General features: G+C 43.2%; 24 protein-coding genes and 1 riboswitch. Of the genes, 20 read left to right on the top strand and 4 right to left on the bottom strand.

The features are described 5' to 3' along the window. The first annotated feature begins 94 nt into the window (after positions 1-94). Positions 95-526 (top strand): DUF2147 domain-containing protein, encoded by a 432-nt coding sequence (locus I2F62_RS02060; RefSeq protein WP_324625360.1) that lies wholly within the window; start codon positions 95-97, stop codon positions 524-526. 48 nt (positions 527-574) lie between these two features. Here I2F62_RS02060 and I2F62_RS02055 read toward each other — a convergent pair whose 3' ends face one another. Next, positions 575-928, bottom strand: coding sequence for an arsenate reductase (locus I2F62_RS02055; protein WP_324625359.1), 354 nt, complete (start codon positions 926-928; stop codon positions 575-577). Positions 929-1335: 407 nt separating this feature from the next. Beyond that, complete coding sequence (locus I2F62_RS02050) at positions 1336-2157, bottom strand: exodeoxyribonuclease III (protein WP_324625358.1); 822 nt, start codon at positions 2155-2157, stop codon at positions 1336-1338. A gap of 39 nt (positions 2158-2196) precedes the next feature. Here I2F62_RS02050 and pyrE point away from each other — a divergent pair, with 39 nt between their 5' ends. Beyond that, positions 2197-2847, top strand: coding sequence for an orotate phosphoribosyltransferase (pyrE, locus tag I2F62_RS02045; protein ID WP_324625357.1), 651 nt, complete (start codon positions 2197-2199; stop codon positions 2845-2847). A 34-nt stretch (positions 2848-2881) separates the two neighbouring features. Here pyrE and I2F62_RS02040 read toward each other — a convergent pair whose 3' ends face one another. Then, complete coding sequence (locus I2F62_RS02040) at positions 2882-3094, bottom strand: DUF1737 domain-containing protein (protein WP_324625356.1); 213 nt, start codon at positions 3092-3094, stop codon at positions 2882-2884. 148 nt (positions 3095-3242) lie between these two features. Here I2F62_RS02040 and I2F62_RS02035 point away from each other — a divergent pair, with 148 nt between their 5' ends. From I2F62_RS02035 to lpxC, 9 genes are all read left to right on the top strand, one after another. Beyond that, the gene (locus I2F62_RS02035) at positions 3243-4058 is read left to right on the top strand and encodes a shikimate 5-dehydrogenase (RefSeq protein ID WP_324625355.1); all 816 of its coding nucleotides are present in this window, start codon (positions 3243-3245) and stop codon (positions 4056-4058) included. Positions 4059-4122: 64 nt separating this feature from the next. Further along, positions 4123-5061 (top strand): glutathione synthase, encoded by a 939-nt coding sequence (gene gshB, locus I2F62_RS02030; RefSeq protein WP_324625354.1) that lies wholly within the window; start codon positions 4123-4125, stop codon positions 5059-5061. 293 nt (positions 5062-5354) lie between these two features. After that, positions 5355-6452: an undecaprenyldiphospho-muramoylpentapeptide beta-N-acetylglucosaminyltransferase gene (gene murG, locus I2F62_RS02025; protein WP_324625353.1), complete on the top strand. Its 1098-nt coding sequence runs from the start codon at positions 5355-5357 to the stop codon at positions 6450-6452. Between the two features lie 13 nt (positions 6453-6465). Beyond that, positions 6466-7914 carry a UDP-N-acetylmuramate--L-alanine ligase gene (murC, locus tag I2F62_RS02020; protein WP_324625352.1) on the top strand — a complete coding sequence of 483 codons (1449 nt, stop codon included), beginning with the start codon at positions 6466-6468 and terminating at the stop codon, positions 7912-7914. Between the two features lie 54 nt (positions 7915-7968). Then, positions 7969-8898: a D-alanine--D-alanine ligase gene (locus I2F62_RS02015; RefSeq protein ID WP_324625351.1), complete on the top strand. Its 930-nt coding sequence runs from the start codon at positions 7969-7971 to the stop codon at positions 8896-8898. A gap of 3 nt (positions 8899-8901) precedes the next feature. After that, on the top strand, positions 8902-9750 hold the full coding sequence (locus I2F62_RS02010; RefSeq protein ID WP_324625350.1) for a cell division protein FtsQ/DivIB: 849 nt from the start codon (positions 8902-8904) through the stop codon (positions 9748-9750). Between the two features lie 65 nt (positions 9751-9815). Continuing rightward, entirely contained in the window at positions 9816-11078 is a 1263-nt protein-coding gene (gene ftsA / locus I2F62_RS02005) for a cell division protein FtsA (RefSeq protein WP_324625349.1), read from the top strand. Between the two features lie 153 nt (positions 11079-11231). Beyond that, positions 11232-12419, top strand: coding sequence for a cell division protein FtsZ (ftsZ, locus tag I2F62_RS02000; protein WP_324625348.1), 1188 nt, complete (start codon positions 11232-11234; stop codon positions 12417-12419). Between the two features lie 122 nt (positions 12420-12541). Then, positions 12542-13444 (top strand): UDP-3-O-acyl-N-acetylglucosamine deacetylase, encoded by a 903-nt coding sequence (gene lpxC, locus I2F62_RS01995; protein ID WP_324625347.1) that lies wholly within the window; start codon positions 12542-12544, stop codon positions 13442-13444. Positions 13445-13540: 96 nt separating this feature from the next. Here lpxC and I2F62_RS01990 read toward each other — a convergent pair whose 3' ends face one another. Continuing rightward, positions 13541-13981, bottom strand: coding sequence for a DUF721 domain-containing protein (locus I2F62_RS01990; protein ID WP_324625346.1), 441 nt, complete (start codon positions 13979-13981; stop codon positions 13541-13543). Positions 13982-14084: 103 nt separating this feature from the next. On the opposite strand from I2F62_RS01990, the gene I2F62_RS01985 reads away from it, so the two are divergent. From I2F62_RS01985 to recJ, 9 genes are all read left to right on the top strand, one after another. Then, the gene (locus tag I2F62_RS01985; protein WP_324625345.1) at positions 14085-14750 is read left to right on the top strand and encodes a M23 family metallopeptidase; all 666 of its coding nucleotides are present in this window, start codon (positions 14085-14087) and stop codon (positions 14748-14750) included. A 227-nt stretch (positions 14751-14977) separates the two neighbouring features. Then, a complete protein-coding gene (aceE, locus tag I2F62_RS01980; RefSeq protein WP_324625344.1) occupies positions 14978-17695 on the top strand; it encodes a pyruvate dehydrogenase (acetyl-transferring), homodimeric type in 2718 nt (905 codons plus the stop codon). A gap of 2 nt (positions 17696-17697) precedes the next feature. Beyond that, positions 17698-19662, top strand: coding sequence for a 2-oxo acid dehydrogenase subunit E2 (locus tag I2F62_RS01975; RefSeq protein ID WP_324625343.1), 1965 nt, complete (start codon positions 17698-17700; stop codon positions 19660-19662). 91 nt (positions 19663-19753) lie between these two features. Then, a riboswitch (yybP-ykoY riboswitch) is annotated at positions 19754-19898 on the top strand. Positions 19899-19971: 73 nt separating this feature from the next. After that, positions 19972-20544, top strand: a complete 573-nt coding sequence (locus I2F62_RS01970) for a TMEM165/GDT1 family protein (RefSeq protein WP_324625342.1) — start codon at positions 19972-19974, stop codon at positions 20542-20544. 167 nt (positions 20545-20711) lie between these two features. Then, the gene (locus I2F62_RS01965) at positions 20712-21506 is read left to right on the top strand and encodes an MBL fold metallo-hydrolase (protein WP_324625341.1); all 795 of its coding nucleotides are present in this window, start codon (positions 20712-20714) and stop codon (positions 21504-21506) included. 136 nt (positions 21507-21642) lie between these two features. After that, positions 21643-23109: an IMP dehydrogenase gene (gene guaB, locus I2F62_RS01960; protein WP_324625340.1), complete on the top strand. Its 1467-nt coding sequence runs from the start codon at positions 21643-21645 to the stop codon at positions 23107-23109. Positions 23110-23245: 136 nt separating this feature from the next. Beyond that, entirely contained in the window at positions 23246-24574 is a 1329-nt protein-coding gene (gene glmM, locus I2F62_RS01955) for a phosphoglucosamine mutase (protein WP_324625339.1), read from the top strand. A gap of 11 nt (positions 24575-24585) precedes the next feature. Then, on the top strand, positions 24586-25245 hold the full coding sequence (gene pdxH, locus I2F62_RS01950; protein WP_324625338.1) for a pyridoxamine 5'-phosphate oxidase: 660 nt from the start codon (positions 24586-24588) through the stop codon (positions 25243-25245). Then, a complete protein-coding gene (recJ, locus tag I2F62_RS01945) occupies positions 25246-26949 on the top strand; it encodes a single-stranded-DNA-specific exonuclease RecJ (protein WP_324625337.1) in 1704 nt (567 codons plus the stop codon). It begins immediately after the preceding gene. Positions 26950-26974: the final 25 nt, after the last annotated feature.

Below are 26974 nucleotides of genomic sequence, written 5' to 3'. Positions count from 1 at the left end.
TAGCTTACACTAGACGGTCACACAGCAAAATTGCAAATTTAGTTGGTCTTTTGAATACTACAGATTCAAGGATAAATTAAATTAGGGAAAATAGATGAAAAAGTTATTGTTAAGTTTAGGATTATTCGGTGCCGTTGTTTGTGCGCATGCTGCCGACCCATTGAATGGGACAGTGTGGAAAACTATTGATGATGAAACCAAGCAGCCTAAAGCTTTGGTGCAATTTACCGAACAAAAGAATGGCACTTTAACAGCGTCTATTCAGCAAGTCTTTACCCCCGGTGAAGAAAATTTGTGCACCAAGTGCGAAGGACCATATAAGAACAAACCACTCAAAGGAGTGACCATTATTCGTGGTTTAAAAAATACCGGTGGTACGCAGTATGACGGCGGTACTATTTTAGACCCTAAAAACGGCAAAACCTATAGCTTAAAAGGTGAGTTGGCAGGGAATCAGTTGAAACTGCGAGGTTATATTGGTATTGCGGCTTTAGGTCGTAACCAAACGTGGATTCGCGCCAAGTAAATAAAAGATTGATAAAAAGCCCAGTCATTGTACTGGGCTTTTTTATGGTTAACTTTGTTTTAATGCAAGATAGGTCGCTTCATCGAAACCGGCAATATAGCCGGTTGCTGTGGCTAAAATTGGGCGTTTGATGAGGCTGCTATGTGCCATTAAGGTTTCAATTAATTGTTCTTGATTGGCTAAAGCATAACTTTGTTCAGCCTCAGTTAATTTGCGCCATGTGGTGCCTTTTTTATTCAAGACGGTGTCTGCGCCTAAAGCCTCAAGCCAAGTCTTGAGCGTGTCAGCATCAATGCCTTGTTTTTTATAATCGTGGAATTCATAAGCCAGCCCATTGGCAGTTAATGCATCAAAGGCTTTTTTCATAGAATTACAGTTTTTAATGCCGTAAATTTTGAACATGGTAAATATCGTGAAGAAGAATAGATAAACTTAGCCTAACCAAAAATAATCAAAAGCTCTAGTCTGTATGTATGGATCATTTTTATTTTGAGTACCAGAGCAGTTAACGATTTTACAAAATTGGCTTAGCTCAGACTCTAAAAACAATACATCTAAAAAAGAGAAAACCCGCATTTAATCATCCTGATCATGCGGGTCTCACATATAACGTCCAATGTCACATCCTTGAAATAAACACTCGAAAGCATTTATTTAATTTCATCCTACGGCGTCCTATCCCTTTGTCATCCTGACATGTCCTTGTGCCGTGCGGCTATAATGCAATAATTCATTTTTAGAAAAAAGCTACATAAACGACAATAGATGTAAGCTATTTCTGCTATTTAAGAGAACAAGTGTTCTGCTTTTTAGCCAATTTTATAGTCAATAATAACGGGGGCATGGTCGCTAAACCATTCATCTTTATAGACCCAAGCATTGACTGTACGTGTTTTCCAGTCTGGTGAACAGGCTTGATAGTCAATCCGCCATCCGACATTTTTGGCACGTGCTTGTCCGCGATTCGACCACCATGAATAGAGCTCGGCTTCCTTTCTCACTTCACGGAAGGTATCCACGTAGCCCAGTTCATCATAAATGTGATCGAGCCACGCACGTTCATGCGGTAAAACACCCGATGACTTTTGATTACCCGACCAATTTTTAATATCAATGCGTTTATGCACAATATTGTAGTCGCCACAAACGATGATCGATTTATTTTCATCACGCCATTGTTTTAAAATTTTGGCGTATTCTGCTAAAAATACATCTTTACGGGCTTGGGCTTCATCGCCTGACGAACCCGAAGGTAAATATAACGAGCAAATATAGGCGGATTGATCCAGCCCTAAATCAAATTCTGCCGCAATGAAACGGCCTTGCGAATCGGCCAGTTCAAAACCTAAACCATCTTGTACCGATTTAAACGGCAAGCGGCTATAAATGGCGGTACCTGCATAACCTGCACGTTCGGCTGGGAATAAATGCGTATACCAACCTTCGGGCTTAAATTTATCGGTCCACTGCGCATGGGTAATTCGACTTTCTTGCATACAAATCACGTCAGCTTCAGATTGTTCCATCCACTCTAGTAACCCTTTGGTGACCGATGCACGTAAACCATTTACGTTAATTGATACCACGCGTAGAATTTTTACATCACTTGGATAGTGATCCTTTGCTATCATAGTTACGTTTGACCTCAATTTGATGAATTTGGAGCACCTATGACAACGCCGTCGTCTTTTAACCCGCAAGCTTTTATCGAACTCGCGTTATCACGCGGTGTGCTGAAATTTGGTGAGTTTACCTTAAAATCAGGCCGTGTCAGCCCGTATTTTTTTAATGCTGGGTTGTTAAATGATGGTGAAGCCTTGTCTTTGTTGGCCAATGGCTATGCAGATAAATTAACCCAATGCCAAAATGTAGACGTGATTTTTGGGCCAGCTTATAAAGGTATTCCGTTTGTTGCCGCCACCGCAGTTGCTTTATCGCAAGTGCATGGTCAAAGTGTGCCATGGGGATTTAACCGTAAAGAAGCCAAAGACCATGGTGAAGGTGGTATGTTGGTAGGTGCATCGGTTGCAGGTAAAAAAGTCTGGATTATTGATGATGTAATTACCGCAGGTACGGCCATTCGTGAAGTAGTGACGATTTTAAAAAATGCGGGTGCAAGCATTGCAGGGGTTTTGGTCGCGCTAGATCGTCAAGAGCGAGGTCAAGGTGAACTGTCTGCCATTCAAGAAGTACAAAAAGAATTAGAAATTCCTGTGCATGCTTTAATTAGCATGAAAGACCTGATGAATTATTTAGAGTCTAAGGGCGAGACTCAAGCCTTGGCAAAAATGGAAGATTATCGCGTCAAATACGGCATCTAACATGTTAAAACATCCTATCTTCGGATAGGTTTTTTTATGCGTGTTGTTTGAGTGTTTGCACCATATCTGTGTTGGGTTGATGTTTATCTTTGACTTCTTTCACAATCGCTTGACCAACAATCATCTGTGTGCCATTAAAACTCATGGTGGGTGAACCGTATAGTTCCCAGCCACGGTTGAGTGCTTGGCTGACACGTGCACAAAATTGCGCATCGTCTGGGCCAGTTAAATAGCGGTACAGTTTCATGTGGCAATATCATTCAAACAGATGTTTTTAATGTAGCGCAAAAGCATCTGTTTGACTATTGTGAGATCGTGGCGATTTAAAGTCGATTTATGCCTATAATAATGCCGTTTTAAACAGCGATAACCATATAAAAAAGTAGGAACCTTCAATGCGACTAAATAAAGATACGACACTATGCATGTCATTAGCAGCCAAACCTAGTAATTTTGGTACACGCTTTCATAACTATCTTTATGACGCATTAAATTTAAATTATGTCTACAAAGCCTTTGCGCCAACCGATTTAGCTCAAGCGATTGCTGGTGTGCGTGGTTTGCCAGTGCGTGGTTGCGCCATCTCTATGCCGTATAAAGAAGATGTGATGGCGTTGGTAGATGAAATGGATGCATCAGCAACGGCCATTCAGTCGGTTAATACCATTGTGAATACCAATGGAGTGCTCAAAGCCTACAATACCGATTACATTGCCATTGTAAAAATTATTGAAAAATATAACATTTCACCCGATACCAAATTTGCCTTAAAGGGCAGTGGGGGTATGGCCAAAGCTGTGGCATTTGCTTTAAAAAACAAAGGCTTTAAAAACGGGATTATTGTGGCAAAAAATGAAAATGCAGGCCAAGCATTAGCCCAAAGCAGTGGTTATGTATGGCAAAAAGAACTGCAAGATGACACTGTTGAATTGCTGATTAACGCAACGCCCGTGGGCATGGCAGGAACCGCATTTGAACAAGATTTGGCTTTTTCAGCGCAAGACATTCATGCGGCAAAAATCATTTTTGATGTAGTCGCATTGCCTGAAAATACTCCGATGATTCAATTGGCAAATCTGCAAGGCAAAGTCACCATTCAAGGTTCAGAAGTTTTTGCCTTACAAGCCTTAGAACAATTTTCGTTATATACCGGCGTTTATCCAGATCAAGCGGTTTTTCAGGCAGCGGCAGAATTTTCGCGTGCTGGCTAAATTTGCTGAATTCACGGCTTAATCTTCGCTATACTTTGATCATTCAAAAATGAGAGCAAAAATCATGCGCGTACTTGTCGTCATGGACCCAATTGAAAATGTAAATTTAAAAAAGGATTCCACCATGGCCATGCTGTGGGCAGCAAGTCGTCGTGGGCATGAATTGGGCTATGCATTACAGCAAGATTTATACATTGACCAAGGTAGAGCCTTTGGTTTAATTTCGCCGCTTAAAGTCTTTGAAGATTACAGCCATTATTACGAGTTAGGCGACAAGCAAAAACAGTCACTTGCCGACTATGATGTAGTTTTAATGCGTAAAGACCCACCGTTCGATATGAATTTCGTGTATACCACGTATGTATTGGAACAAGCCGAACGTGAAGGTGCTTGGATTATAAACAAACCACAGTCTTTGCGTGACTGTAATGAAAAACTATTTGCGACCCAATTTCCAGAGTTACAAGTGCCAACTTTGGTGACGTCGCAGCAAAGTTTGATTCGCGAATTTGTGCAAACCCATGCCGATGTAATTGTAAAACCGTTGGATGGCATGGGTGGAACAGGTATTTTTCGCATTACGCAAGGTGGCTTAAATATTGGCTCGACCCTAGAAATGCTGACCGAAATGGGCACTCGCCCAATTATGGCGCAGCGCTACATTCCTGAAATTATCGATGGGGATAAACGCATTTTAATGGTCAATGGCGAACCGATTCCCTATTGTTTGGCGCGTATTCCGCAAAATGGCGAAGTGCGTGGCAACTTGGCTGCTGGCGGTTTGGGTGAAGCGCGTCCACTGACTGAAAATGATCAAAAAATTGCCGCAAAAGTCGGGCCATTCTTGCGTGAAAAAGGCTTAATTTTTGTCGGTTTGGATGTAATCGGTGATTATGTGACTGAAATTAATGTGACAAGTCCAACCTGTATTCGTGAAATTGATAGCCAATTTGGAACCTCAATTGCCGATACGTTATTTGACGTGTTGGAGCAGGGGCGCTAGTTTAATTGGCGTTAAAATAAGCGCATTAAGAATGCGCTTATGCTATGAATACCATGAAGCGCACGATTGAAGACCGCTTGGTCAAAAATAGACATCTGATGTTGTGGTTATTCAGTCTAAATAAGCTACAGAAGATCATTTGTTTGTCGTTGATTATTATCAAAATTATTGCTGAAATTAATTTAATCAATCAATATTTGTTGAAAAGACGTGAAAAGCATTCACGCCTGTGTGACTTTATGATTAAAATAACCTTAGAAATGTACGAAACATAACGCATTGAAGTATAGATAGTGACAAATTCTCAAGCAGCAAACACAAAACATATTTTACTGATGGCAGCAGGCACAGGTGGACATGTCTTTCCTGCGTTAGCCGTTGCACGATTATTACAACAACAAGGGCACCGTGTGTCATGGTTAGCCACGCCAAATGGTATGGAAAATCGTCTGCTGAAAGATCAAAATATCCCAATGTATCACATTGATATTCAGGGTGTGCGTGGTAATGGTGCTGTGCGTAAATTACTTGCACCGTTTAAAATTTTAAAAGCCACTCTAAGCGCAATGGCGTATATGAAAAAAGAAAAGGTCGATGTGGTGGCAGGTTTTGGGGGGTATGTTGCAGGTCCCGGTGGCTTGGCTGCGCGTGCATTGGGTATTCCGGTGCTGATTCATGAACAAAATGCGGTGGCTGGCTTTACCAACTTACAATTGGCACGTATTGCCAAAAAAATCTGTCAGGCGTTCCCAAATACATTCCCTGCCAGTGACAAAGTGGTCACCACAGGAAATCCTGTTCGCCAAGAAATTAGTGAGATTTTAAGTCCTGCATGGCGTTATGAGCAGCGTGAAATCGCGCAAGCGCCATTACAAATTTTAATTGTCGGTGGTTCTTTAGGTGCGCAGGCATTAAATCAAAATTTACCTGCGGCATTAAAAGCCTTAAATGTGCCGCTTAATATTGTGCATCAATGTGGGCAGCAACAGTTAAGCCAAACACAAGATGCCTATGCAGATGCACCAAGTACCCTGCAAGCTGAAGTGGTGCCATTTATTGAAAATATGGCAGCGGCTTATAGTAATGCCGATTTAATTATTTGCCGAGCAGGCGCATTAACGGTGACTGAAGTTGCAACTGCGGGCGTGGCTGCGGTCTTTATTCCGTTGCCTTCAGCTGTAGATGATCATCAAACAGCCAATGCAGGCTTTTTAGCAAAAGTGGGTGCTGCCAAAATTTGCCCACAAAAAACTATGACGGCTGAGTCTTTACATGCGCTATTCATGCCATTAATGAATCGTCAGCTTTTGTCCGAAATGGCCGTAAAAGCGCGTCAGCATGCCCAAACACAAGCCGCACAAGATGTGGTTCATTTAATTCAAGCATTATAAGTTAGAGTATTGTATGTCACCAACAACCCCTGCCGACCAAGCAAAGAAACTGATTAAAATTCCTGAAATGCGCCGTATTAAACACATCTATTTTGTGGGAATTGGCGGTGCGGGTATGTGTGGTATTGCAGAAGTGCTTAAAAATCAGGGCTACAAGGTTTCCGGTTCAGATATTAAAGCCTCGAAAACAACCCTGCATTTAGAAGAAAAAGGCATTAAGGTTTATATCGGACATAGCGCAGATAACTTAAAAGAAGTTGATGTGTTGGTGGTTTCAACCGCTATTGATCCAGAAAATCCAGAAGTCAAATTTGCTTTAGAGCAGCGCATTCCCGTGGTACGCCGTGCTGAAATGCTCGGTGAATTAATGCGCTATCGTCATGGTATTGCCGTGGCAGGAACGCATGGTAAAACCACAACCACCAGTTTACTGACCACTATGTTGGCCGAAGAAAACCTAGATCCAACCTATGTGATTGGTGGTTTGTTGAATCGTACTGGTGTAAATGCCGCATTGGGTGCGAGCCGCTATATTGTGGCGGAAGCCGATGAGTCGGATGCATCATTTTTATATTTACAACCCATGGCGGCAATTATTACCAATGTTGATGCCGACCACATGGACACCTACGAAGGCAGTTTTGATAAATTAAAAGATACTTTTGTTGATTTTATTCATAACTTGCCATTCTATGGTTTGGCTGTGGTGTGTGGCGATGATGCCAATGTGCGTGAAATTATGCCGCGATTTGGTCGTCCAACATTAACTTACGGTTTTAATGAAGATAACGATATCCGTGCGATTGATGTCGATCAAGATGGTATGCGTTCGCATTTTACCGTGCTGCGTAAAGGCAAAGAACCTTTATCGTTAACCATCAATCAGCCGGGCTTACATAATATCTTGAATGCTTTGGCTGCTATTGGTATTGCAACAGATGAAGGTGTTTCTGATGCTGCCATTGCGCGTGCTTTAGAAGGTTTTAGCGGTGTGGGTCGTCGTTTCCAAGTACAGGGTGAGTTTGCACTAGGCGAAGGTAACATTAAATTAGTCGATGATTACGGGCATCATCCAAAAGAAGTGGAAGCCACTATTAAAGCGGCGCGTCAAAGCCATCCCGATCGTCGTTTGGTGATGTTGTTCCAACCACATCGTTATAGTCGCACGCGCGACTGTTTTGACGACTTTATTGAAGTGTTATCTCAGGTTGATCAACTGTTATTACTTGAAGTATATGCCGCTGGTGAAAAACCAATTGTTGGCGCAGATAGTCGTTCGTTGGCACGTAGTTTGCGTTTGCGTGGTCAGGTTGAACCAATTTTGATTGATCCTGTTGAAGGTAATCTTGAAAATGTGATGCAACAAGTGTTACAACCGAATGACCTCTTATTGACGCAAGGCGCAGGCAATGTGGGTGCAATTTCAGTTGAATTGGCGCAAAAACAGCTATTCTTGAAATAATGGTTTAAGTTGTCATGCTTCAAAAGTTATTAGCTTAATTTAAGGATAAAAAACGTGTCAGATGCAGCAAAATTCGGCAAAGTCGCAGTGTTGTTTGGTGGGAAATCTGCGGAACGGGAAGTTTCGTTAGAAAGTGGTCAAGCGGTGCTTGATGCTTTATTGCGCTCAGGGGTTGATGCACATGGGTTCGATCCTCAGCAACAGCCTGTGACCGAACTGGTTGGATTCGACCGTGCTTTTATCGTGTTGCATGGGCGAGGCGGTGAAGATGGTCAGATTCAGGGCGTTTTAGAATGGCTGAATATTCCTTATACCGGTACTGGTGTTCAAGGCTCTGCAATTGGTATGGACAAAGTCAAAACCAAGCAAATTTGGCAAGGTTCTGAATTACCCACTGCGCCCTATCGTATTGTCAGTGCTGAAACAGACCTGAATGCCGTGATTGCAGAATTGGGCTTGCCTTTAATTATTAAGCCAGTGCACGAAGGTTCAAGCGTTGGCATGAGCAAGGTTGAAAAAGCTGAAGATTTTGCCGCAGCCTTAGCCAAAGCCACCCAACACGATGCGGTAGTTATGGCTGAAAAATGGATTACGGGACGAGAATTTACTATCTCCATGTTAAATAATCAGCCTTTACCGGTCATTCGCTTGCAACCGCCTGCCGATGTGGCATTTTATGATTATGAAGCCAAATATCAACGCAATGACGTTGAATATGGCATTCCATGTGGTTTAAGTGAAGATGACGAAAAACAATTACAGCAATTGACCTTGCGTGCATTCCAAGCAGTGGGTGCAAGCGGTTGGGGGCGAATTGATGCGATGCAAGATCAACAAGGTAAATTCTGGTTGCTTGAAGTCAATACCGTGCCAGGCATGACCAGTCATTCATTGGTTCCTAAGGCGGCTAAAGCGGTAGGTTATGACTTTGACGCACTGTGTCTGGCTATTCTTGAACAAACATTAACGGATACGGCTCGCTAATTTATGGCGCAACTACCTGCTTCAATGCGTCGCAAACGTGCGGCTGTCACCTCAATTCATGAAAAGCCACCGACCCGTTCAGAAAAGCTGCTGAACCTCGGTGGATGGTTGCTTTTGATTGTTGCAACCTTGGTCTTTATTGCCGGCATTTTGGGTTTATACAAAGTGATTACCGATGCGCGTGTGGCCGATCTTGAAGTGGTCGGTACAGATTCGCCAATACAGACCCAACAAGTCATGGCTCAAGTGAAGCCTGTGATGCAAAATAACTACTTCACCTCAGACCTAGAGCAAATCCGAGATCGCGCCTTGCAGGTGTCTTGGGTTGAACGTGTGGTGGTTTCGCGGGCGTGGCCAAATGCCATTCGCGTGCGGGTGATTCCGCGCCATGGCATTGCACGTTGGGGAACCGGACGTTTGCTTAGCGACAGCGGCGAAGTATTTAGTGAAGCTGTCATTCAGCCACATACCGATTTACCGTTGATGCATGGACCAATTAGTCAAGCACAATTGATGATGCGTCGATATAATGAAATTAACCAATTGTTCCAACCGTTTAATTTGCATTTAACCGAATTGTATTTAACTGAGCGAATGACATGGTTCATGCAATTCGATTCAGGTTTACGAATTATAGTGGATCAAGACCAAACCATGAGTAAACTACAACGATTAAGCCAATTGGCCGGCAGCGATTTAAAACCGGTGTGGTCGCAAATTGTTACGGTCGACTTACGTTATCGAAATGGATTGGCAATTCAGTGGAAAGGTGCTGCACCTGTGTCACATGGTCAATTTGTATTAACAAACAATGAGCCTGCGGTTACTGGGAAAACTCCTGCAACCCCATAAGCATGGCTAAAAAATAAACCGGCGCTAAGCCATAACTTAACTTAATGATGAAATGGTAGTGGATAATGAGTGAAGCGGCTCCCTCGGTTGTAGCAATAGACATTGGGACGCATAAAGTTTCTGTCTTAATTGCTAAAGTGCATGCGTCTGATAATATTCAGGTTGTGGGTATGGCAACCGCCCGAAATCGGGGAATGAGTAAAGGTAAAATCGTTAACCTAGACAAAGTCATTTCTGCAATTAAAAATGCGGTGTCAGAAGCAGAAAATATGGCGGAATGTCGCGTGCATTCGGCATGGGTGTCTATTCCTAGTACCGACCTGAAAAGCTTTTATGCCGTTGGTCGAACCCCAATTGCCAATGCGGAGCAAGTCATTAGCACCAGTGAAGTGGTGCGCGCTTTAGAATTAGCCAAGGCGAGCCATATTTCACCCGACCATTATTTAATCAGTGCTGTTCCGTTAGGATTTGAGCTCGACAATAATCAGCAATGGGTTACCAATCCGATTAATATGGCGGCTCAAAGCATGACCGGACATTATCAGTTGATGATGTTACCGATTAGCACCATGCAAAATCTAGATCGGGCGATGAAAGGCGCGAACATTGGTGTCGAGCGCATGGTGGTTTCTAACCTTGCCACTGCTGAAGCCAGTTTATTGCAAGATGAAAAAGATTATGGCGTTTGCTTGGTTGATATTGGCGCGGGCACAACCAATATTGCGGTGTATTTAGATGGCCGTTTAGCACTGACCAAAACCTATGCCATTGGTGGCGAGCATGTAACACGCGATATTGCTGCGGTTTTACAAACCACCACCGATGAAGCAGAACGAATTAAAATTTTGCATGGTTGTGTCGATTTAGACGTAGTCAAGCCTGACCATATGATTAATGTGCAGGGGATTGAAGGCCCACAAACCATTAGTCGCATTGAATTAAGCGAAATTATTATTGCGCGCTACGAAGAAATCTTTAGAAGCATTTTTACAGATTTAGAGCAAACAGGCGCGATTGATGGTTTATATCATGGCGTGGTTTTAACCGGTGATGTTTGCCAAATTGAAGGCATGATTAGCTTTGCACGCCGTATGTTGGGTGTGTCGGCGCATCTGGGCAATTCACCTTTACAAGTCACCGCAGAAGATACACAGTTGGCTGCATTGCGCCGCGCTCAATATGCAACTGCGGCCGGTTTGCTCATGTATAGCCAAGCCGAAACACCAGACGCAATTGATGCAACCGATGTGAGTCATGATACTAATTTTGTGTCACGTTTAAAAAATGGTTGGGATTTATTAAATAACAAACTGAAGTCAATTTTCTAGTTTGTTTAAATAGTGAATAATGTTGGAATGTTGTAAGCAAAAAGCACTATACTTGACAAATAGAGCAGATGCACAGCATGCTAAAATAAATAGACGTTGTAGGCAGTAACGGGCTCAAATGGCTGCCAATAAGCATTAGGAACACGACAGGTCATGGCCTCATTTGAATTTTTAGACGAAGAACAAACCGATGGTAACGGCCAAGCCCGTTTCACAGTATTTGGTGTTGGTGGTGGCGGTGGTAATGCTGTTCAACACATGGTTCAATCCGATATTAAAGGTGTAAAATTTGTTTGTGCAAATACAGACAGACAAGCACTCGATCGTATGAACGCACCTTTTAAAATCCAACTTGGCGAGCAAAGTACCCGTGGTTTAGGTGCAGGTGCAAACCCAGAGGTTGGGCAAATTGCTGCAGAAGAAAGCCGTGAACAAATTCGTCAGCACTTAGAAGGTGCAGACATGGTGTTTGTTACTGCCGGTATGGGGGGGGGTACAGGTACGGGCGCAGCCCCTGTTGTTGCAGAAGTTGCCAAAGAAATGGGGCTTCTTACGGTAGGTGTAGTGACCACGCCATTTAGTTTTGAAGGTCGTCGCCGTCAAAAATCTGCAGAAAAAGGCATTGAAGCACTCGAACAATTTGTAGACTCGCTGATTATTATTCCAAATGAGCGTTTACTTAATGTTTATGGCGATATTTCTATGCAAGACGCTTATAAAAAAGCCGATGATGTCTTGCTGAATGCTGTTCGTAGTATTTTTGACTTGGTTGTGCGCCCAGGACACATCAATCTCGACTTTGCCGATTTAAAAACCGCCATGAGCACACGTGGTTATGCCATGATGGGCGAAGGGAAAAGTTCAGGTCCAGAGCGTGCAGAAGAAGCGGCGCGTTTAGCCATTCGTAGCCCATTACTCGATAACGTAAACATCATTAATGCCAAAGGTGTGTTGATTAACATTACTGGTGGCAACGATGTAACCTTACGCGAAACCCAAATTATTACTGACGTTGTGAATCAAATTGTAGATTTAGACGAAGGTGAAGTGTTCTTTGGTACTGTTTTCGACCCAGATGCACGTGATGAAATTCGTGTGACCGTTATTGCAACAGGCTTAACCCGCAATGCCAATGCACAAGATGCACGACGCAAAGCAGCGGCCAGTCATCAGCAAGCAGCGGTTGCCAATTCGCATGCTACACAAACGGTTGCCGATGACGACATTCCAGCAATTCAGCGTCAAAATCAACCAGATACCGTGGCAGCCGCTGCGGCAAGTACAGGTCGACCAAGCCCAATGAGTATTCAGGATTACTTGAAAAAACAACAAAGTAAGTAACTATTGAAAAAAACAATTGGCTTTATAGAGAAAGGCAGGTGTAATTAACCTGCCTTTTTCTTTTTTATCAATGATTAAATGTGATAATCTTGAGCGGTTTGTAAAGGTAGAAGACAGTCCAGATGTTGAAGCAACGTACATTAAAGCGTGTTGTTAAAGCCAGCGGTATTGGCTTGCACAGCGGGCAAAAAGTCATGATTAATTTTGTGCCCCATACGGTTGATTCAGGGATTGTTTTTCGTCGTATCGATATGCAGCCACCTGTCGACCTTCCTGCAGATGCTATGCTGATTCAAGAAGCCTTTATGTGTTCAAATCTTGTGCAAGATGAGATTAAAGTGGGCACCATTGAGCATGTGATGAGTGCCATTGCAGCGTTAGGGATTGATAACCTGATTGTTGAAGTTTCAGCATCTGAAGTGCCTATTATGGATGGTAGTGCAGGTCCATTTATTTATCTATTAATGCAAGGCGGCTTGGTTGAACAAGACGCACCGAAAAAATTCATAAAAATTCTCAAACCAGTTGAAGCGACCATTGCTGATAAACGCGCAGCCTTTACCCCACACGATGGATTTCAGTTGAACTTTACCATCGATTTTGACCATCCAGCCTTTGCCAAAGAATACCAGTCTGCCACCATTGATTTTTCAACCGAAATTTTTGTCTATGAAGTGAGCGATGCACGAACGTTTGGTTTTATGAAAGACCTTGATTTTCTCAAAGCCAATAATTTGGCGTTAGGCGCCAGTCTTGAAAATGCGATTGGGGTGGATGATACCGGTGTGGTGAATGAAGAAGGCTTACGTTATGACGATGAGTTTGTGCGACATAAAATTTTAGATGCTGTGGGTGACTTATATCTACTGGGGCATCAAATTATTGCCAAATTCGATGCCTACAAGTCAGGGCATGCGTTGAACAATCAATTGCTACATTCTGTCAAAAATGATCCAACGAGCTATGAAATTGTAACATTTGATGACATGAATCAATGCCCAATTTCTTATGTGAGTGTGAGCTAAACTACTTAATTTTAACAAAACTTTAATCAAATGGTCACGAAAACACTATTTTAAGTTGATGGTTTATCCTGAAATTATTGGCTAAATAGAACATTGTTACTTAGTAACGCTTGCCAAACGACGCATAGCTTGGCTAAGCTTAGGATCGTTTATAAACTCAGCGGCTCCTTGTAACATTTGTTGTGTTTCAATTGGTAATGCTTTAGGTTCCTGTTTTATTGAAACTTCAGGCTGTTTTTCAACACGAAGACTGACTCGAATTTTTTGTAATTCATTGAATTCTGGTAATAATTTAAGCTGAGCAACATAGTGCTGTTGTAGGTATCCAAGTTGACTAATCATGGCTTGATTTGTACCTGTAACAATTAAAAGCCCATGTTGATAATATGCCACCTGCCAGTTTTCGGGCTGAGGTAGAACATTTTGAATGCGTTGGGTGAGTTTTTGCCAATAGCCAACTTGGTGAACAAGTTGATTGAATTGACCTGTTCGCGCCTGTTTCTGCTTCGATTGAAAAATGTTGGTGGGTTCAGACATAACGTATTCCTATCTTGCTTATTTCATCTTAGAGCTGAATATCAAGTGACACAAGTATCAGCGCTGGATTTGTTGATTTTGCCGTATTTTTGAGAGGTTTTTTATGCGACGTATTTTATTTGCGTTATCTTTGTTAGTTGCTACACCCGTGGTTTTTGCAGATTTAATTGAAACACAGCCTGCATCTTCACCCGATCAATTAGAAAAGTTAAGTCGAACACTTTCAACTGGTTCATACAATACTGCTGAAGAAAGTAATTCATCTGCAACGCAACTTAACGTGAAATTACGTCAAAACAGCTCAAAAAGTGTCAGCTTCGATAACAGCTCAGTTAAAAAATATATGGCATCGTCAAGCTCTACCGGTTCAAGTAACTGGATGAAAGCCAATCCTTTGCCAGACATGGTACGTGTTTCTTCAGAATTTGGTATGCGTAGCCTATTAGGCACAACGCGCCCACATGAAGGCATCGATTTATCTGCACCGACAGGCACCTCTATTTATGCCGCTGGCGCAGGTGTAGTGACACGCGCAGGCTGGGTAAATGGTTACGGTCAATTTGTTGAAGTGAATCATGGTAATGGGTTTATTACTCGTTATGGGCATGCGTCTCGTGTGTTAGTTGGCGTTGGTGATCATGTCACTGCAGGCGAAGAAATTGCAAAAGTGGGTTGTACTGGCCGTTGCACAGGCCCGCATTTACATTTTGAAGTGGTGAAAGATGGTACGCGTAAGAATCCAAGTACCTATCTCGCCATGTTGCCTTAATTCTTATTTTTTGAGTCTTACGGGTCGTTCCTAAAAAACCTCATTCATGAATGATCCGTCTAAAATCGCCTTATTGGGCGATTTTTTATTTATTGCGCTTAAAAAATAAGCATCATTTTTTTTGGAAATGTAAATATGTAGTTATATTTAAAAGTAGCCATAACGTCTTGATCGCAAAATATGGTAAAACTATTAGGTTGTTCATAATGATTAAGGAAAGGTGGAACATGGCGTATTATGGTGATTCTGACGCACAAGAAACCCTAGAATGGGAAGATGCTTTTGATTCAGTTTTACAGCATATGGGAACGGAACGTGCGGCATTCTTATTAGAAAAACTTTATCAACGCGCTATTGCAAAACATGTGCCTATTCAGCGTCTAAATACGCCATATCTCAATACGATTTCGATACAAGAAGAACCAGCAATGCCTGGTGATCAGGATATGGAGCGCCGTATTCGTGCTCTGATTCGTTGGAATGCATTGGCGATGGTGCTTCGCGCGAATAAAACTGGGGATGATTTAGGGGGGCACTTAGCAAGTTTCGCATCAAGTGCGACCTTGTACGATGTGGGCTTTAACCACTTTTTCCGCGGCGCAAATGACCATTTTGGGGGGGATATGCTTTATATCCAAGGTCATTGTGCGCCAGGGATTTATGCACGTTCATTTTTAGAAGGCCGTTTAACTGAAGGGCAGTTGAGCAATTTCCGTCGCGAAGTGGGCGGTAACGGTTTGCCAAGTTATCCGCATCCTTACTTAATGCCTGACTATTGGCAGTTCCCAACGGTATCGATGGGTCTTGGTCCAATTATGTCGATTTACCAAGCACACATCCAAAAGTATTTGATGAACCGCGGTTTAATCAAAGAAGAAGACCGTAAAGTCTGGGCATTCTTAGGCGATGGTGAAATGGATGAGCCAGAAAGCTTAGGTGCTATTTCACTGGCGGGTCGTGAAAAATTAGACAACCTGGTGTGGGTGGTCAACTGTAACTTACAGCGTCTAGATGGTCCGGTACGTGGTAACGGTAAAATTATTCAAGAGCTTGAGTCAATTTTCCGTGGCGCAGGCTGGCGTGTCATTAAAGTGGTTTGGGGACGTCATTGGGATCCATTATTGGCTCAAGACACTTCAGGTGCGTTAAAAGCGCGTATGGAAGAAGCGGTCGATGGTGATTACCAACGCTACCAAGTTAAGGGTGGTGGTTATACTCGTGAGCACTTCTTTGGTCAGTATCCTGAATCTGAAGAATTGGTGAAAGGTTTAAGCGATGAAGACATCGAAGCCTTGAATCGTGGTGGTCACGACCCATACAAAGTTTATGCTGCCTACGCTGCTGCAACCCAAAGTAATGGTCAACCAACTGTTATTTTAGCCAAAACGGTAAAAGGTTATGGCTTGTCTGATGAAATTGAAGCGGTAAATAAAACTCATCAAATCAAGAAGATGCATGTTGAATCGTTAAAATATTTCCGTAATCGTTTTAACTTGCCATTTACCGATGAGCAATTAGAAGAATTACCGTTTTATCGTCCAAGCGAAAACTCGCCAGAAATGAAATATTTGAAAGGTCGTCGCGAGTCGTTAGGTGGCTATTTACCTGCCCGTCGTAAAGACAGCGTAGCGCTTGAAATTCCTGAACTTTCAGTATTTGATGCGGTATTAAAAGGCAGTGGCGGTAAAGAGCAATCGACCACCATGGTATCGGTGCGTTTAATTTCTGCGTTGTTAAAAGAAAAAGCCATTAAAGACCGCGTAGTGCCAATCGTTCCAGATGAAGCACGTACCTTTGGTCTAGAAGGCATGTTCCGTCAGTTGGGTATTTATGCCGCACACGGTCAAAAATATACCCCTGAAGACCAAGAACAGCTGATGAACTATCGTGAAGCCAAAGATGGTCACATGCTACAAGAAGGGATTAACGAAGCCGGTGCGATGAGCGCATGGGCAGCGTTGGCAACCAGTTATTCAACCAATAACTTGCCAATGATTCCAATGTACATGTACTACTCAATGTTTGGTTTCCAACGTATTGGTGATATTGCATGGGCTGCAGGCGATGCACAAGCACAAGGTTTCTTGTTTGGTGCAACTGCAGGACGTACCACACTGAACGGTGAAGGCTTACAGCACCAAGACGGTCACTCACACATTTTAGCGGGCACCATTCCAAACTGCGTATCGTATGATCCATGTTTTGGTTATGAACTTGCGGTGATTATGCATGACGGCTTAAAACGCATGTATGTGAACCAAGAGCGCGTATTCTATTACTTAACTGTAATGAACGAAAACTACGAACAACCGGCCATGCCACAAGGTGTTGAAGAAGGCATCAAACGTGGTATGTATTTGTTCGAAGAAGACGAAAAAGCAACGGTTCAGTTGATGGGTTCAGGCGTAATTTTACGTGAAGTCATCAAAGCGGCGAAAATCTTACGTGAAGAATACCAAATCCATTCAAATGTATGGTCAGTGACCAGCTTTAACGAGTTGGCACGTGATGGTATGGCGTGTGAAGAATATAACCGCTTGCATCCATTGGCAGAAGAAACTAAAGAAGCGTGGGTTTCACAATTGCTTCGTGGTACAGACGGTATTGTGGTTTCGGCAACGGATCATATGCGTGCTTATAGCGAGCAAGTGCGTGCCTATTTGCCAGACAATCGCCCATTTGTGGCTTTGGGTACAGACGGTTTTGGTCGTTCAGATACGCGCGCCAACCTACGTAGCTACTTTGGTGTAGATGCTGCACACATTGTTGTTGCAACATTGAAGAAATTAGCGGATGAAGGCGAAGTGGATGCACGTTTAGTTAAAGATGCGATTTCAACCTTCGAAATTGATACCGATCGTCCAGTGGCTTGGGCACCGCAAACACATCCTGAAGTTCAAGCTGTTGCGGCATACCAAGAAGCACAATCAGGTGAGGAGAAGTAATCATGCAAATCACAACTCCTGACATTGGTGTTGATAAAGCGACCGTTGCTGAAATTTTAGTGAAAGTGGGCGATACCATTGCTGAAAATGACAGCCTTGTATTGCTTGAGTCGGACAAAGCCTCTGTTGAAGTGCCAAGCACTTCTGCAGGGGTGGTGAAAGCCATTTTGGTTAAAGAAGGCGACAGCGTTGCAGAAGGGACTGTGCTGATTGAGCTTGAATCTCAAGCTGCTGCGGAGCCTGAAAAAGTTGCACCTGCGGCAACGCCAACACCTGCTGCACAAGAGGAAAAAGAAGCAGCGCCAGTTGCGGCTCCTGCTGCGCCAAGCACATCGCAAGTGGTTGAGGTTCAAGTACCTGACATTGGTGTTGAAAAAGCCTTGGTGGCTGAGCTTTTGGTCAGCGTTGGCGACGTGATTGCTGAAAATGACAGTTTAGTCTTGTTAGAATCAGATAAAGCTTCTGTTGAAGTACCAAGCACGGTTGCAGGGACAATTGAGTCGATTGCAGTGAGCGCAGGCGATAGCGTGAAAGAAGGCGTGCTGCTCATGACGGTGAAAACCACAGCATCTGCTGCGGCTGCACCTCAAGCACAAGCTGCTGAAACTAAAGTTGAGAGCAAAGCTGAGCCAGTGGCTGCACCTGTTGCCAGTGCACCAGCACAACCAGCAGGCGATGTTGAAATCAGCATTCCAGACTTGGGTGTAGATAAAGCCACAGTTGCCGAAGTGTTAATTCAAGTGGGTGATACGGTTGACGTTGACCAAAGCATTGTTGTGGTTGAATCAGACAAAGCAACCGTTGAAGTCCCAAGTACGGTGGCTGGTGTGGTCAAAGCCATTCACTTACAAGCAGGTCAGCAAGTATCACAAGGTTTGGCACTCGCAACCATTGAAGTGAAAGGTCAAGCACCAGTTGCATCAGCACCTGCTGCGCCTCAAGCGGCCAAGGCAGAACCTGCCGCAAAAGCGCCTGTTGCAGAAAAAACAGCCGCTCCTGTTTCTGCGGCTGCACATCCAGCAGAGAAATTAAGCAAAGAGCAGCAAGCTGCCAATGCTAAAGTGTATGCTGGCCCTGCGGTACGTAAATTGGCGCGTGAACTCGGTGTGGTATTGGCTCAGGTGAGCACTTCTGGTGAGCACCATGGCCGTATCATGAAAGAAGATGTATTTGCTTATGTGAAACAGCGCTTAACTGCACCTGTTGAATCACCAAAAGCTGCTGCAGCAGCGGTTGCTTCAGGCTTGCCAAAATTGCCAGACTTCAGCGCCTTTGGTGGTGTAGAAGAAAAAGCCTTAACACGTTTACAGCAAGTGTCGATTCCACAATTGTCGTTGAATAACTTTATTCCACAAGTAACCCAATTTGACTTGGCGGATATTACCGAGCTTGAAGCATGGCGTAATGAGCTTAAAGGCAACTTTAAGAAAGACGGCATCAGCCTGACCATTATGGCATTCATCATCAAAGCGGTTGCGCATTTGTTGAAAGAAGAGCGTGAATTCGCAGGCCATTTAGCAGATGATGGTAAATCGGTGCTTTTACGCAATGAAATTCATATGGGCATTGCGGTTGCAACCCCAGATGGTTTAACGGTTCCTGTACTGCGTAATCCTGACCAAAAAACCATTAAGCAAATTGCGGTGGAATTGGGTGTGTTGGGTCAAAAAGCACGTGATAAGAAATTGTCTCCGAAAGATTTGCAAGGCGCAAACTTCACTATTTCAAGCTTAGGCGCGATTGGTGGAACGGCATTTACCCCATTGGTAAACTGGCCACAAGTGGCAATTTTAGGTATTTCACCAGCGACTATGCAGCCAGTTTGGAATGGTAAAGATTTTGATCCACGCTTAATGTTGCCGTTGTCATTGTCTTACGATCATCGGGTGATTAATGGTGCAGATGCGGCACGTTTTACCAATAAATTAACCAAATTGTTGCAAGACATTCGTAGCTTATTGTTGTAATACATCTTTTTTGAATTGAATTAAAAACCTCGCTTCGGCGGGGTTTTTTTATGCAAAATGAATTGAAAACTTTGCTGAATCTTATATAATTCATGTTACTTCATTGGGGAGTAGCCGCTATTTACTCTGGTAAATAGATGATGATCAACATACTTGTTCCACCGAACATGGTCATCATAGCAAAGAACCAAGTGTGCTTAATTTTAAAGCAATCTTTTGTTGGCAAGACCTTTGATTTATCGCTCTGCAGATTTTGGCTAGCAGGAGAGATAAGTCATGGGCAAATTTTGCTAGCCAGAGAAAACACATATGATGGTCTTTCTTTTTTCTCTTGTAACTGTTCTGGTTTCAGAGATTGGCGATAAAACCCAGCTTCTTGCATTGTTACTTGCCGCACGTTTTCGTAAACCCATTCCTATTTTAATTGCTATTTTGGCTGCCACCACGCTGAATCATGGTGTTTCTGCGGTGCTTGGACAATGGTTGACGACTGTTGTGAATCCAACCGTGATGATTTGGATTTTGGCGCTGGGCTTTATTGCTATGGCAATTTGGATGCTCATTCCAGATTCTATTGATGAAGAAGATGATGCAATTGCCAAATGGCAGCGTTTTGGTGTGTTTGGTGCAACTTTCATTTTATTCTTCTTGGCGGAAATTGGCGATAAAACCCAAATTGCAACAGTGGCATTAGCGGCACGGTTTGACAGCGTATTTTGGGTGATGCTAGGCACCACAGCCGGTATGATGTTAGCCGATGGCCCAGCGGTATTTATTGGCAATAAACTGGCAGATAAACTTCCAATTGCCTTAATCCATAAAGTGGGTGCTTTTATTTTTCTTGCCGTAGGTGTTGCAACCTTGGCGCAACATTATTGGTAACAGCCAATCAATCATTTATTAAGATAATTTAAGCACTGAAAAAGAGATCACCTATTGTGGTCTCTTTTTGATTTTAAAGAAAAAAAGCGCAAACTGATTGTATCTTGCACTAATCCCATATATTTTATAAGGAATAATAAATATTTCTTTTTTTGGGGTTGGGGAAGATGTTCGAACGCACCACATCGCAAGTGCTATACGATAATGGCACACATAAATGTATTCGTTTTAGTAGTTTGGTGGTGGGCGAGGGGATTCAAGCCAATCAATTTTTAATTATCGACCATGAGCGAGCAGCCATATTAGATCCGGGCGGTGACTTAACCTATGTGCCGTTAACCATGGAACTGAATAAATATACCAAACTGAAAAATTTAGATTATGTGATGGCATCGCATCAAGATCCCGACATTATTACTTCTATGCCGCGTTGGTTGGTCTATACCGATGCCAAAATTGTCGCCTCCAAATTATGGGCGCGTTTTTTACCGCATTTAAGTTCGTCTTTTATGAGTGAGCGTATGAAAGGCAACTGGGAAGATCGTTTAATTGAACTGTCTGACCAAGGGCAGCGTTTGCGTTTGGGCTTAAATGATGTGTTGGCAATTCCTGCCCATTTTTTACATTCGGTTGGAAGCTTCCAATTTTATGATCCGGTTGCGAAAATTTTGTTTTCAGGCGATATGGGCGCATCGATTGTTGAACATGCCGATGCCGCAATTGTTGATTTTAATGCGCATATTCCCAAAATGAAGGGCTTCCATCAGCGTTATATGTGTAGCAATAAAATTATTCGTTTGTGGGTGAATATGGTGCGCGAGCTCGATATTGAAATGATTGTCCCGCAACATGGCGCAGCATTTATCGGTAAAACACAGGTCAATCAATTTTTAGATTGGATTGAACAGTTAGCTTGTGGAATCGATTTAATGAATGAAAATATCTTTAGCATTCCGCGTTAAACATGGTTAAAAAAGTCGAACATGAAAACCTATAAAAACAAAAAAATTGCTTTTTACAGATTTTCATTTCGAGGAACATGCAATTTTATCAAAAATTTGTTTATAATAGCCCACGGAATTTACCAATGAGCTTGTTATGTTGACCATCGTTCAAGAAGCGTTAACCTTCGATGATGTCTTATTAGTCCCTGCCTATTCTACTGTTCTGCCAAAAGATGTTTCTCTTCGCTCGCGCCTAACGCGCGGCATCCAGTTAAATATTCCGCTTGTTTCTGCTGCAATGGATACGGTGACTGAGTCACGTATGGCAATTGCGATGGCGCAAAACGGCGGTATCGGTATCTTGCATAAAAATATGGACATTGCTGCACAAGCAGCAGAAGTTCGCCGAGTGAAAAAATTTGAAGCAGGTATGGTCAAAGACCCAATTACGGTCACGCCAAATACCACTGTACGTGAGTTAATTGCGATTACGCAAGCCAACAACATCAGCGGTGTACCTGTCGTTCAAGATGGTAAAGTGGTCGGTATTGTTACAGGTCGTGACACCCGCTTTGAAACCAACCTTGAGCAGCCTGTTAGTAACATTATGACGCCGCAAGAACGTCTGGTTACAGTAAAAGAAGGCGAATCAAAAGAAAATATTCAAGCATTGTTGCAAAAGCATCGCATTGAAAAAGTTTTGGTTGTTGATGACAACAACGTGCTTAAAGGCTTAATTACGGTGACAGATTTCCGTAAAGCCGAGTCGTTCCCAAATAGCTGTAAAGACGATTTAGGTCGTTTACGTGTTGGTGCTGCGGTTGGTACTGGTGCAGAAACGCCTGCGCGTGTTGAAGCGTTGGTTGAAGCAGGTGCAGACGTAATTGTGGTTGATACTGCACATGGCCACTCTGCAGGTGTAATTGAACGCGTACGTTGGGTGAAGCAAAACTTCCCACAAGTACAAGTGATTGGCGGTAATATTGCCACAGGTGATGCTGCATTGGCATTGCTTGACGCTGGCGCAGATGCTGTAAAAGTCGGTATTGGCCCAGGTTCAATTTGTACCACCCGTATTGTTGCAGGGATTGGCGTTCCGCAAATTTCAGCGATTGATAACGTTGCCAATGCACTTAAAGAGCAAATTCCATTAATTGCCGATGGCGGTATTCGCTTCTCGGGCGATTTAGCGAAAGCATTAGCGGCTGGTGCAAGCACCATTATGGTTGGTTCTTTAATGGCAGGTACTGAAGAAGCACCGGGTGAAGTTGAATTCTTCCAAGGTCGTTACTACAAGTCGTACCGTGGTATGGGCTCTTTGGGTGCGATGGCGGGTTCATCAGGTTCTGCTGACCGTTATTTCCAAGATGCCAAAGCAGGTGCAGAGAAATTAGTACCAGAAGGTATTGAAGGTCGCGTACCTTACAAAGGCCCAATGAGCGCAATTGTACACCAAATGATGGGCGGTTTACGTTCATCGATGGGTTACACAGGTTCTGCAACCGTTGAAGATTTACGTCAAAATGCAAAATTTGTGAAAATCACATCGGCAGGCATGAAAGAATCGCATGTGCATGATGTAACCATTACCAAAGAAGCACCGAACTATCGTGTTGGTTAATTGCGTTTTTTCGTAAAAATTCAGTTTAAAAAAGCCGTCATTTCATGACGGCTTTTTTGTTTTGGTGTAAAGTATTTCAAATTGTGAATAATAAAAGGTTTGCGCAAATACAAACCTTAACGCTAGTGAGAAACGCATGAGTTATTTTGGTACAGATGGTATCCGTGGGAAATTTGGAGCGCTTCCAATTACACCAGAATTTGCATTAAAGTTAGGTTTTGCAGCAGGAAAAGTACTTAAAAAACAAAATCCTGAACACAAACCTGTGGTGGTTTTAGGTAAAGATACCCGTCTGTCAGGCTATATTTTAGAAGCTGCCTTGCAAGCCGGCTTAAATGCAGCAGGTGTATATGTGCATTTACTTGGACCACTGCCAACGCCCGCCATCGCCCATTTAACCCGTGCTTTACATGCCAATGCAGGTATTGTCATTTCGGCATCGCATAATCCATATTTCGATAACGGCATTAAATTTTTCTCAGATGAAGGTAAAAAACTGCCGGACGAATTGCAAGAAGCGATTAATCAGGAGCTTGAAAAAGAGATTCTCATTGATGATCCTGCGCAATTGGGTAAAAGTGTGCGCGTGAAAGATGCCAATGGTCGTTACATCGAATTTTGTAAATCAACATTCCCATATCACTGTAATTTGCGCCGTTTAAGAATTGTGGTCGATTGTGCCAATGGCGCAGCCTACAACGTTGGCCCTGCGGTATTCCGTGAATTGGGTGCGCGTGTAACCACCATTTATAACGAACCGAATGGCTTAAATATTAATGAAAATTGTGGTTCAACTCACCCTGAACAATTGCAAAAAGCCGTGCTTGAGCACAATGCAGACGTCGGGATTGCCTTTGATGGTGATGCTGACCGTGTGGTGATGGTTGATAAAAATGGTCAATTAATCGATGGCGACCATATTTTGTATATCTTGGCGACACAAGTCAAACAAAAGCCCGCAGGTATTGTGGGTACCGTGATGAGCAATATGGCACTTGAACTGGCTTTAGAAAAAGCCCAAGTACCATTTGTACGCGCAAAAGTTGGCGATCGTTATGTGTTACAAGCCTTAGAAGACAACAACTGGGCCATTGGTGGCGAACCTTCAGGGCATATTTTAACTCTAGATAAAAGCACGACAGGCGATGCGATTATTGCTGCATTGCAAGTGTTAACCGTTATGGTTGAGCAAGACAAAGCCCTGCACGAATTGGTTGCAGGTTTTGAATTATTCCCACAAGTTTTGGTGAACGTACGTTTAGACAAAATGATCGACCCATTTGCCGTGCCTGCGTTGGTGGAATTATTTGATCAAGCTGAAGCGCAACTAAAAGGGCGAGGTCGTTTACTGATTCGTAAATCGGGGACTGAACCTGTCATTCGTGTGATGGTTGAAGGCGACCAACAGCAAGAAGTGACCGATTTAGCCAACAGTTTAGCCGATGCCATTCGTCAACATGCGTAGGGACAACCTCGATGGAAGATTTGATTAAAGACTTAAGCGAATTACGCTTAAGTTATGAAAAAGGTGAATTGCTTGAAAGCCAAGTCAGCCTAAATCCACATCAGCAGTTTTTACAATGGTTTAACCATGCACTTGAAGCCCAAGTGCATGAACCGTATGCTATGTCGGTTGCAACCTGTAATGCACAAGGTCGCCCACATGTTCGCACGTTGTTGCTGCGCGGTGCAACCGAAAATGGTTATGACTTTTATACCAATTACGACAGCCAAAAAGGGCAAGATTTAGCACAGAATCCTTATGTCGAATTGTTATTTTATTGGCATGATCTAGAGCGTCAAATTCGCATTGGTGGTAAAGTCCAGCAAATTGCCGAGTCTGAATCGACAGCGTATTACCACAAGCGCCCACACGACAGCCAAATTGCAGCGCATATTAGTACACCACAAAGTGGCGTGATTGAAAGCCGTGAACACTTGGTGAAACGTTTTAGCCAATTACAAACGCAAGTGGGCACTACAGGCAGTCTTGAAAAACCAAGTTTTTGGGGCGGCTATCGCGTTGTGCCTGATCACTATGAGTTTTGGCAAGGTCGTCCGAATCGTTTACACGATCGTTTGCAATATCAGCAGCAAGCCGACGGACAATGGTTATTACAGCGTTTAATGCCTTAAATGAAAAATATCCAAATACAAACTCGCCCATTACTGACACGCCCTGAAAATTTTCAGGGCATGTTGCCTTTTATGGCCGATATTTTTGCGCGTCGAGGCGTTGAGTCAGTACAAGATTTAACGCTGAAATTGCAGCATTTGTTGCCACCTAATTTAAAAGGTTTAGAGCAAGCCGTTGAGCTGATCAATCAAAGCATCGATCAGCAGCATAAGATAGTGATTGTCGGTGATTACGATGCCGATGGTGCAACCAGTACCGCACTGATGATTTTAGCTCTGCGAGATATGGGTGCAGATGTAGATTATATCGTCCCCGATCGTTTTAAATATGGTTATGGTTTAACCCCCGCTATTGCCGATTTAGTGCAACAGACTTTTCAGCCACATTTACTCATTACCGTAGATAACGGTATTTCAAGCCATGCAGGGGTGGCGCAGGCGCAGCAATATGGCATGCAGGTGATTGTCACCGATCATCATCTCACCACCAAAGCGGCACCGAATGCCGAAGCGATTGTGAATCCGAATCAATTGGGTTGCGACTTTGAAAGTAAAGCTTTGGCGGGGGTTGGGGTCGCTTTTTATATGTTGGCACGCTTGTCATCCTTGCGCCGTCAGCAAGGCAAAAGCAGCAGTCAACTGACGCAATATTTAGACCTTGTTGCGCTCGGTACTTATGCCGATGTGGCGGCACTGGATTATAACAACCGTATTTTGGTCGATGCTGGCTTAAAACGCATTCAGCAACAACAGGCACGTAAAGGCATTTTGGCGTTGCTTGAAGTGGCTGGACGAGAGGCATCTGGCTTAAAAGCGCAAGATCTAGGTTTTGTCCTTGGGCCGCGTTTAAATGCAGCGGGGCGCATGGAAAGCATGCAAATTGGCATTGAATGCTTGCTTGCTGAAGATTACAGCACTGCGCATCAAATTGCCCAGCAACTACATACATTAAATTTGGAACGGCGCCAAGTTGAAGCTGAAATGAAACAAGAGGCGTTGCAAGCTTTGGCGCAGCTTGAACTTGATCAGCAATCTATGCCCGAAGCATTGGTGTTGTTTGAACCACATTGGCATCAAGGTGTGATTGGTATTGTTGCGGGGCGGTTAAAAGAGCAATTTCATCGGCCAAGTATTGTGTTTGCACCCGATGAAGATGGCATTCATATCAAAGGTTCAGCCCGTTCAATTGATGGAATTCATATTCGAGATGCAATTGAATATGTTGCACAGCAATCGCCACATTTAGTCCGTTATTTTGGTGGGCATGCAGCAGCAGCAGGTCTAACCATCGAAAAACAACATTTTGAAGAATTTAAGCAGCAGTTTATTCGCTATATTCAGCAGATGGACCGTGATTTGTTTCAAATGACCTTATGGACCGATGGTGAATTACCCGCAGAGGCTTTTCAATTAACAACGGTCGATTTAATTGAGCAAGCAGGGCCGTGGGGGCAAAAATTTCCTGCACCGGTGTTTGAGGGATGGTTTGACATTCAAGAGCATCGTTGGCTAAAAGAAAAACATTTAAAGTTGAATTTGGTGTTAGACAATGGGCAACGAGTAGAAGCCTTGGCTTTTAATGCACAAGAGCAATTTGAGTTTAATGCAAGCTGTGAAAAAGTGCGTTTGGTATATGAATTAGAGCGGAATACTTTTAACGGGGCGAGTCGATTACAATTGCGTGTGCTGCATTTAACGCAATAAATTTAAAGCAATAAAAACACGCCCT

This window comes from Acinetobacter sp. MD2(2019), from assembly GCF_035615615.1.
GTDB lineage: Bacteria > Pseudomonadota > Gammaproteobacteria > Pseudomonadales > Moraxellaceae > Acinetobacter.
The sequence above is the reverse complement of the archived record's forward strand: the minus strand, read 5'-3'. Positions and strand labels throughout refer to the sequence as shown.

What these genes read in the sequence shown, in the direction of transcription:
- I2F62_RS01970 (WP_324625342.1), top strand. Translation starts at nt 19,972, where the DNA reads ATGATGGTCTTTCTTTTTTCTCTTGTAACTGTTCTGGTTTCAGAGATT.
- I2F62_RS02060 (WP_324625360.1), top strand. Translation starts at nt 95, where the DNA reads ATGAAAAAGTTATTGTTAAGTTTAGGATTATTCGGTGCCGTTGTTTGT.
- I2F62_RS02035 (WP_324625355.1), top strand. Translation starts at nt 3,243, where the DNA reads ATGCGACTAAATAAAGATACGACACTATGCATGTCATTAGCAGCCAAA.
- gshB (WP_324625354.1), top strand. Translation starts at nt 4,123, where the DNA reads ATGCGCGTACTTGTCGTCATGGACCCAATTGAAAATGTAAATTTAAAA.
- I2F62_RS01975 (WP_324625343.1), top strand. Translation starts at nt 17,698, where the DNA reads ATGCAAATCACAACTCCTGACATTGGTGTTGATAAAGCGACCGTTGCT.
- ftsA (WP_324625349.1), top strand. Translation starts at nt 9,816, where the DNA reads ATGAGTGAAGCGGCTCCCTCGGTTGTAGCAATAGACATTGGGACGCAT.
- pdxH (WP_324625338.1), top strand. Translation starts at nt 24,586, where the DNA reads ATGGAAGATTTGATTAAAGACTTAAGCGAATTACGCTTAAGTTATGAA.
- glmM (WP_324625339.1), top strand. Translation starts at nt 23,246, where the DNA reads ATGAGTTATTTTGGTACAGATGGTATCCGTGGGAAATTTGGAGCGCTT.
- I2F62_RS02010 (WP_324625350.1), top strand. Translation starts at nt 8,902, where the DNA reads ATGGCGCAACTACCTGCTTCAATGCGTCGCAAACGTGCGGCTGTCACC.
- pyrE (WP_324625357.1), top strand. Translation starts at nt 2,197, where the DNA reads ATGACAACGCCGTCGTCTTTTAACCCGCAAGCTTTTATCGAACTCGCG.
- lpxC (WP_324625347.1), top strand. Translation starts at nt 12,542, where the DNA reads ATGTTGAAGCAACGTACATTAAAGCGTGTTGTTAAAGCCAGCGGTATT.
- I2F62_RS02040 (WP_324625356.1), bottom strand. Translation starts at nt 3,094, where the DNA reads ATGAAACTGTACCGCTATTTAACTGGCCCAGACGATGCGCAATTTTGT.
- I2F62_RS01985 (WP_324625345.1), top strand. Translation starts at nt 14,085, where the DNA reads ATGCGACGTATTTTATTTGCGTTATCTTTGTTAGTTGCTACACCCGTG.
- ftsZ (WP_324625348.1), top strand. Translation starts at nt 11,232, where the DNA reads ATGGCCTCATTTGAATTTTTAGACGAAGAACAAACCGATGGTAACGGC.
- I2F62_RS02055 (WP_324625359.1), bottom strand. Translation starts at nt 928, where the DNA reads ATGTTCAAAATTTACGGCATTAAAAACTGTAATTCTATGAAAAAAGCC.
- aceE (WP_324625344.1), top strand. Translation starts at nt 14,978, where the DNA reads ATGGCGTATTATGGTGATTCTGACGCACAAGAAACCCTAGAATGGGAA.
- guaB (WP_324625340.1), top strand. Translation starts at nt 21,643, where the DNA reads ATGTTGACCATCGTTCAAGAAGCGTTAACCTTCGATGATGTCTTATTA.
- I2F62_RS02050 (WP_324625358.1), bottom strand. Translation starts at nt 2,157, where the DNA reads ATGATAGCAAAGGATCACTATCCAAGTGATGTAAAAATTCTACGCGTG.
- I2F62_RS01965 (WP_324625341.1), top strand. Translation starts at nt 20,712, where the DNA reads ATGTTCGAACGCACCACATCGCAAGTGCTATACGATAATGGCACACAT.
- murC (WP_324625352.1), top strand. Translation starts at nt 6,466, where the DNA reads ATGTCACCAACAACCCCTGCCGACCAAGCAAAGAAACTGATTAAAATT.
- I2F62_RS01990 (WP_324625346.1), bottom strand. Translation starts at nt 13,981, where the DNA reads ATGTCTGAACCCACCAACATTTTTCAATCGAAGCAGAAACAGGCGCGA.
- recJ (WP_324625337.1), top strand. Translation starts at nt 25,246, where the DNA reads ATGAAAAATATCCAAATACAAACTCGCCCATTACTGACACGCCCTGAA.